This is a genomic window from Streptomyces sp. TRM68367, from assembly GCF_014495685.1.
Classification (GTDB): domain Bacteria; phylum Actinomycetota; class Actinomycetes; order Streptomycetales; family Streptomycetaceae; genus Streptomyces.
In genome coordinates, this window is record NZ_JACTVI010000066.1 from 39,939 (window position 1) to 46,846 (window position 6,908).

The following is a 6,908-nucleotide window of genomic DNA, read 5'->3' on the forward strand; positions in this document are numbered from 1 at the left end:
CGCGTCTTTACCTTCGGTTTGATGGCCGGTGAACGCCACGTGGCGATGCGGTGAAGCGAACGCCCAACTTGGCGCCACACGACTGGATTCGCCATTCGGCGATGTGCTGTTAACCGTTTGTTGCGTTCGGGTTGGGCAGATCCTAGAAATGCCTTCCTAGCGTCTGTGACGTGCCAGTAAGTGCAACGAAGGCCCTGCGGGTGGCCGTTCTCGCGGATTCCGACACCCGGTGGAAATGGGGCTCGCTCACCGCGAACCGCATTGCGCCGGAACAAGCCGGTAATGCCGCTGATACGGAAAATCCAGACATTCGTCTGGACGGTTACCTGCTGCGCGGCCGAGCCACCCCGACCCCCCGCCAGCTCCAGGAAGTCGGCGTCCGCGCGGACTCCCTCCGCGAGGTCACCGCCGTCGAGTTCCTGCGGACCATGGCCGAGGAGTCGTACGACGTCCTCGTGCTGTCCCTGGTCGGTGGCGGCGTGCAGGCCATGCTGCACGGGCTGGGGCGGGTGTGGGAGGACCGCGCTTCGCGTCCCGTGGTCGTCACCGGCTACGTCGGCGTCGTCTACGAGAAGCTCGCCGACGGCCTGCTGCTGCGGCACGGCGCGGACCTCGTCCTCGCCAACTCCCGCCAGGACGCGGACCGTTTCCGTGGCGTGTACGACGGCGTCGGAGCCGACTCCTCCGCGGTGACCGAGGTGGCACTGCCGTTCCTCGGCGGCACCCCCTACACCGGCGAGCACGACCCCTACACGGTCGTCTTCGCCGCGCAGCCCTCCGTCCCGGACAGCCGCAAGGACCGTACGTACCTGCTGAACCGGCTCGTGCAGCACGCGCGGCTGCACCCCGGGCGCGACGTGCTGCTCAAGCTGCGCTCCAAGCCCGGCGAACACACCACGCACATTGAGGAACTGCCGTACCAGAAGCTGATGCAGCGGCTCGACCCGCCGGCCAACTTCCGCCTGGTGTACGGGAACATGGGTGAGGTCCTCGACCGCACCGACCTGCTGGTCACGATCAGCTCCACGGCCGCGCTGGAGTCGCTGCACCGCCGTATCCCCACCGTCGTCCTCACCGACCTCGGTGTGCGCGAGACGCTCGGCAACCACCACTTCGTCGGCTCCGGCTGCCTCGCCTCCTGGGACCAGCTCGACGCGCGGCACCGGCCGGTGCCCGACGCGGAGTGGGTCGCCCGGCAGGGCGTGGTCCCCGACGGGTCGTACGACACCGCCTTCGACGCGGCCCGCGAACGCATCGCCAAGCTGCTCGACCGCCCCGGCGGGCTGCCCCCGCTGACCCCCTACTACACGCCCGTCACCGCCCCCGGCTATCTGCCCGGCATCCTCGCCCGCCACCACCTCGGCCCCGACGGCACCCCGCTGCCGGGCGCCCCGGCCGCCGACAGGGAGCCCGGACCGGTGCGGCAGATCGTGCGGCGCGCGGCGCGCGGCGCCTATCGGCACGGAGTGCAGCGGGTCGCGCCCGTCATCCGGCGGATGGGGGAGCTGTGAGCCGCCCCGTCCCTTCGCAAGAAGCCCTAGGAGTTCCCATGTCCAACCCGGTAGCGGGCCAAGGCGCGTCGGTGCGCCGCGTGCTCGCGGTGATCCCCGCGCGGGGCGGCTCCAAGGGCGTGCCCGCGAAGAACCTCGCCCCGGTGGGCGGCGTACCGCTGGTGGCCCGCGCCGTGCGCGAGTGCCGTGCCTCCCGGCTGGTGACGGACGTCGTCGTCTCCACCGACGACCAGGCCATCGCCGCCGCCGCCCGGCAGGCCGGCGCCGAGGTCGTGCTGCGGCCCGCCGCCATCGCCGGCGACACCGCCACCTCCGAGGCGGCCGTGCTGCACGCCATGGACGCCCACGAGGCAATGCACGGCGCGCAGGTCGACGTGGTGCTGTTCGTGCAGTGCACCAGCCCCTTCATCGTCCGTGAGGACGTGGACGGCGTCGTCGGCGCCATCGCCGAGAACGGTGCCGACAGCGCGCTGACCGTCGCGCCCTTCCACGGGTTCGTGTGGCGCGACGCAGACACCGAGGCCACCGCGGCGGCCACCGCGGCGCGGACGCAGGTCATGGACGGCGGCTACGGCGTCAACCACGACAAGTCCTTCCGCCCGCGCCGCCAGGACCGCCCCCAGGACTTCCTGGAGACCGGCGCCGTCTACGGCATGGACGCGGCCGGCTTCCGCAAGGCGGGCCACCGCTTCTTCGGCCGTACGGAACTCGTGCGCACCGACCCCGCGCGCGTGCTGGAGATCGACGACCCGCACGACCTCGCCCGGGCCCGGGCCCTCGCGCCGCTGTTCGACGCCGCGCGCCCCGGCGCCCTCCCGACCGCCGACGACATCGACGCGGTCGTACTGGACTTCGACGGCACCCAGACCGACGACCGGGTGCTGATCGATGCCGATGGACGGGAGTTCGTCTCCGTGCACCGCGGAGACGGACTCGGCGTCGCGGCCCTGCGCAGGAGCGGGCTGAAGATGCTGATCCTTTCCACGGAGCAGAACCCGGTCGTCGCCGCACGGGCCCGGAAGCTGAAGATCTCGGTCCTGCACGGCATCGACCGGAAGGACCTCGCGCTGAAGCAGTGGTGCGAGGAGCAGGGCATAGCGCCTGAGCGCGTGCTCTACGTCGGCAACGACGTCAACGACCTCCCGTGCTTCGCCCTCGTGGGCTGGCCCGTGGCGGTCGCGAGCGCCCACGACGTCGTGCGCGGCGCCGCACGCGCGGTCACCACCGCCCCCGGCGGCGACGGCGCGATCCGAGAGATCGCCAGCTGGATCCTCGGCCCCTCTCTCGATTCCCTCACCAAGTAAGGACATCTTCTGCCATGAGCACCAACTCCCGTCTGCGCCAGTTCGGTTCGCGCGAGGTCGGCCCGGGCCATCCGGTCTACGTCTGCGGCGAGATCGGCATCAACCACAACGGCGAGCTGGAGAACGCCTTCAAGCTGATCGACGTGGCCGCCGAGGCCGGCTGCGATGCCGTGAAGTTCCAGAAGCGCACGCCGGAGATCTGCACCCCGCGCGACCAGTGGGACATCGAGCGCGACACCCCCTGGGGCCGGATGACCTACATCGACTACCGCCACCGCGTGGAGTTCGGCGAGGACGAGTACCGCCAGATCGACGAGTACTGCAAGAGCAAGAACATCGCCTGGTTCGCCTCCCCGTGGGACACCGAGGCCGTCGCCTTCCTGGAGAAGTTCGACGTTCCGGCGCACAAGGTGGCGTCCGCGTCCCTCACGGACGACGAACTCCTGCGCGCCCTCCGCGCGACGGGCCGCACGGTGATTCTCTCCACCGGCATGTCGACCCCGAAGCAGATCCGCCACGCGGTCGAGGTCCTCGGCTCCGACAACATCCTCATGTGCCACGCCACCTCGACCTACCCGGCGAAGGCCGAGGAGCTGAACCTCCGCGTGATCAACACGCTGGAGAAGGAGTACCCGAACGTCCCGATCGGCTACTCCGGCCACGAGACGGGCCTGCAGACCACCCTGGCCGCGGTCGCCCTCGGCGCCGCCTTCGTCGAGCGCCACATCACCCTCGACCGCGCCATGTGGGGCTCCGACCAGGCCGCCTCCGTGGAGCCGCAGGGCCTCACCCGCCTCGTCCGCGACATCCGCACCATCGAGGCCTCCCTCGGTGACGGCGTCAAGAAGGTCTACGAGTCCGAGCTGGGCCCGATGAAGAAGCTGCGCCGCGTCGCCGGTGTGGTCGCCGAGGCGGAGATCGCCACGGCGGCGGGCGAGCCGGTGACCGTCTGACCGCACTGAACCACCCCCCACAACCCCCATACGACGGGACGGTCGTACGCCGATGAGCCCCCGCGCCGGGAATGCCGGCCCTCACACTCTCGCGTTCGTCGAGAGTCCGGTACAGCTGCTGAACGTGCTGGAGTGGGCGCATGCGCATGCGCCCGGCGTGGGGCTCACCCTCGTGGTGCTCTCCCCGATCGACCCGATGACCCGAGGCCAGCTGCGGCGCATGTCCGAGCTGGCCCGCGAGGAGGGGTACGAGGTCCGCTGGGAGGAGGCGCGGGGCGGCGCGGCGGCGCCGTTCCAGACCATCGGCGGCCTGGCGGGCCTGCTGCGCAGGGCGTCCCGGATCGTGCTGGGCGACCCCTTCTCCCGCTATGTACAACTGCTGCTCACCATCACCCGCGCCCGCGACCTGGTCGTCGTCGACGACGGCACGGCCACCATGGAGTTCGTCGGCCAACTGGCCCGCGGCGAGCGCCTGGTGCGCTGGCACCGCAAGGGCGGCCGGCCCGCCCCGCGGGACCTGATCTTCGCGCCGGTGTCGTCCTCGGCACGGCGCAAGCTGACGCCCGGCGAGCGCCGCCGGGTGGAGATCTTCTCCTCCATGCCGATCGCCGACACCCCCGAGGGCGTCACGGTCACCACCAACGACTTCGGCTGGACCCGCGCCCGCTTCGGCCCGCCCCGCATCACCAAGGGCGCCGACATGGTGGGCACGTCCCTGGTGGAGACCGGCGTCGTGGACGGCGACCGCTATCTGGAGGCGGTCCAGTCCCTGGCCAGGACCCACGGCGCGACCCGCTACTTCGCACACCGCAGGGAGACTGTCGAAAAACTCCACCGGCTGGCCGTGGAGACGGGCCTGGAGGTCGTCCGGCCCGACCTCCCGCTCGAACTGATCGCCCGCCGCGGCCCCGTCGGCCGCACCATCCTCAGCTTCCCGTCCACGGTCGTCCACACCCTGCCCCTGGCCCTGGCAGGCACCGAGGTGCGGGTCGCCGTGTGCGACATCGACCCGGCCTGGCTGACCCAGGGGGCGTCCCCGCGGGCGTCGGGCTTCCTGTCGGGGGTGACGGGGACCGCGCGGGGCGTGCACCGGCTGTCGGCGGTGAGCCTGGCGTAGGCGTCGCCTCTGGGACGAAGGGGCGGGAGCGTCAGAGCTGCGCGGTACAGTCCGTTCCTCCGACTGGGGAGGGCTCGTGGCGGCCAAGTGGAGCTTGACGATCGACTGCGCGTACCCGGCGAAGCTGGCCGCGTTCTGGGCGCTGGCGTTGGGCTATGCGGAGAAGCCCGCGCCCGCAGGGTTCGGGAGCTGGGAGGAGTGGTTCTCGCATCATGGGGTTCCGGAGGACGAGTGGGATGACGGGGCGTACCTCTCGGATCCGGACGGCGTAGGCCCCACGTTGTCCTTCCTGAAGGTGCCGGAGCCGAAGGTGGTGAAGAACCGGCTGCATATCGACGTGCAAGTCGGTGGCGGCCGTGAAACGCCGTGGGAGGTGCGCTGGCCGCGCGTGGTCGCGGCGGTGGAGCGGTTGACCGCTGCGGGCGCGACCGTGGTCCGTGAGGACGAGTTGCAGGGCAGGCCGGATCACGTGGTGATGGCAGACCCGGAGGGTAACGAGTTTTGCCTGGTCTGACTGCCCGGAGCGACGTTCAGCTCGGCGTACGGATGGCCCGGAGGAAGGAGGCGAAGGCATCGGTGGGGAAGGTCAGGGTGCCGGCGGAGGGGCCCTTGGAGTCGCGGACGGCTATGTGGGTGCGGCGGAGGGCGACCTCCACGCAGGCGTTGCCTTCGCCACCGCCGGAGTAGGACGACTTCCGCCAGGTGTCGGGGGTACTCACGTTGCGCCTCAGAGCTCCTTGGCCAGCTTGTGGATGAAGTCACGAGAACGCTCGGGGTCGAGCGACGTTGCTTCTATCCTACGGAAGAGTGTTCGAAAACGGCCGAGTTGGGCTTCGGCGTCGATGAAGAGCGTGCCGTGGGGGCCGTCGCGTACGACGGTGTCGAGCTGAGGGACGGGGCCACCCGCGTACACCATGGCGCTTCCGGCACCGGCAAAGGCGTCCAGGTCGAAGGGGATGACGCGTACGGTGATGTGAGGGGCTTCGGACAGTTCCAGAACGTGGGCGAGCTGGCCGGCCTGGTGGACACGGCGGAGCTGTTGGCGGCGGAGCTGGTCTCCAATGCCGTACGGCATACGAAGGGGCCGGCCGCGCTCAGGGTCCGCCGTACCGTGCAGGGCGTGGTGTGGATCGGGGCGTGGGACACCGACCCGGCGCCGCCGGATCCGCCTCGGCCGCTGGAACGGATGGAGCAGGCGGGGGAGTTGGAGGAGGGGCGAGGGCTGGGGCTGGTGCGGGCGTGCGCGGATCACTGGGGGTGGCAGCCGTCGGCGCGATTGGGGGACCGGGGGAAATACGTCTGGTGCCAGCTCGTGGCCGCGTGAGTGGGCCGCCCCGTCGCCGTCCTGGCGCAACGTCCGCGGCAGGCCTCTTGGTCGACCCCCGGAGTGTCCTCATAGAACGACGCGGTGAGTTCCCATCAGTTCACCAAACCGCGTGGCCTCCGCCTGCATAGCCGCCTCTTGGGTATCCATGTCCCAGCCGAGGACCTTTTGGACGGTCGCCTTCATCTCATCGACGGCCGCCTGCACTTCCTCCCCGGTCGCGGTGCCGGTTGGCTGGTTAGGCTCAGCGAGGTCCATCTGGACCTCGAGGCCCCTGAACTCGTCGAAGAAGGCGACGACCTCGCCGTTTTCGCTGACGTCGTACAGGAGGTCTTCGCCCATGGCCTGCGCGGAGTCGGGCCGGATCATGGCGTAGACGAGGACCGCAAAGGCGGTGATCCCGACGCTGATCAGCAGGATGGTTCGATTGCGTCGACGGCGATGGGTTCTGGCGGCAGGGACAGGGGGGACTGCGAACGTACTCATTCGGGTTTCTTCCTCCTGTGGTGAACCTTCCGTGCCCAGCACGTAATGAGCCTTTCCCAGTAAGCGCGCGTCACTGGCTGTGATCGCGATGTCAGCGCTGCGGCCCGCGTGGTCCCCAAGTCCAGGCAGGCGTAAGGCCCCTGATATTGCGTCCTGAACATGGAAGGAAGTTGGTTGTAGGGCAGCTTCTGAAAGTGGTGCTTTGCGGAAGAT

The 6,908-nt window shown here is 70.1% G+C and carries 9 protein-coding genes; 6 read left to right on the forward strand and 3 right to left on the reverse strand.

What is annotated here, in order from left to right:
- Positions 1 to 170 precede the first annotated feature (170 nt).
- The 5 genes from H8R17_RS31435 to H8R17_RS31455 all read left to right on the forward strand — a co-directional run bounded on the left by H8R17_RS31435 (position 171) and on the right by H8R17_RS31455 (position 5,399).
- Complete coding sequence (locus H8R17_RS31435) at positions 171 to 1,511, forward strand: DUF6716 putative glycosyltransferase (RefSeq protein ID WP_187826607.1); 1,341 nt, start codon at positions 171 to 173, stop codon at positions 1,509 to 1,511.
- A gap of 38 nt (positions 1,512 to 1,549) precedes the next feature.
- Positions 1,550 to 2,815, forward strand: a complete 1,266-nt coding sequence (locus H8R17_RS31440) for an N-acylneuraminate cytidylyltransferase (protein ID WP_187826608.1) — start codon at positions 1,550 to 1,552, stop codon at positions 2,813 to 2,815.
- A gap of 14 nt (positions 2,816 to 2,829) precedes the next feature.
- Entirely contained in the window at positions 2,830 to 3,768 is a 939-nt protein-coding gene (locus H8R17_RS31445; RefSeq protein WP_187826609.1) for an N-acetylneuraminate synthase family protein, read from the forward strand.
- Positions 3,769 to 3,820: 52 nt separating this feature from the next.
- Positions 3,821 to 4,885 carry a hypothetical protein gene (locus H8R17_RS31450; RefSeq protein ID WP_187826610.1) on the forward strand — a complete coding sequence of 355 codons (1,065 nt, stop codon included), beginning with the start codon at positions 3,821 to 3,823 and terminating at the stop codon, positions 4,883 to 4,885.
- 76 nt (positions 4,886 to 4,961) lie between these two features.
- A complete protein-coding gene (locus tag H8R17_RS31455; RefSeq protein WP_187826611.1) occupies positions 4,962 to 5,399 on the forward strand; it encodes a VOC family protein in 438 nt (145 codons plus the stop codon).
- A 16-nt stretch (positions 5,400 to 5,415) separates the two neighbouring features.
- Here H8R17_RS31455 and H8R17_RS31460 read toward each other — a convergent pair whose 3' ends face one another.
- The gene (locus tag H8R17_RS31460; RefSeq protein WP_187826612.1) at positions 5,416 to 5,604 is read right to left on the reverse strand and encodes a DUF397 domain-containing protein; all 189 of its coding nucleotides are present in this window, start codon (positions 5,602 to 5,604) and stop codon (positions 5,416 to 5,418) included.
- An 8-nt stretch (positions 5,605 to 5,612) separates the two neighbouring features.
- Entirely contained in the window at positions 5,613 to 5,882 is a 270-nt protein-coding gene (locus tag H8R17_RS45885) for a Scr1 family TA system antitoxin-like transcriptional regulator (protein WP_316959580.1), read from the reverse strand.
- Between H8R17_RS45885 and H8R17_RS31465 the strand changes: the two genes are divergently transcribed.
- Positions 5,772 to 6,209: an ATP-binding protein gene (locus H8R17_RS31465; protein ID WP_262505640.1), complete on the forward strand. Its 438-nt coding sequence runs from the start codon at positions 5,772 to 5,774 to the stop codon at positions 6,207 to 6,209. The genes H8R17_RS45885 and H8R17_RS31465 overlap by 111 nt on opposite strands.
- 69 nt (positions 6,210 to 6,278) lie before the next feature.
- Here H8R17_RS31465 and H8R17_RS31470 read toward each other — a convergent pair.
- Positions 6,279 to 6,908: hypothetical protein (locus H8R17_RS31470; protein WP_223125697.1), on the reverse strand; the 630-nt coding region annotated here is incomplete at its 5' end.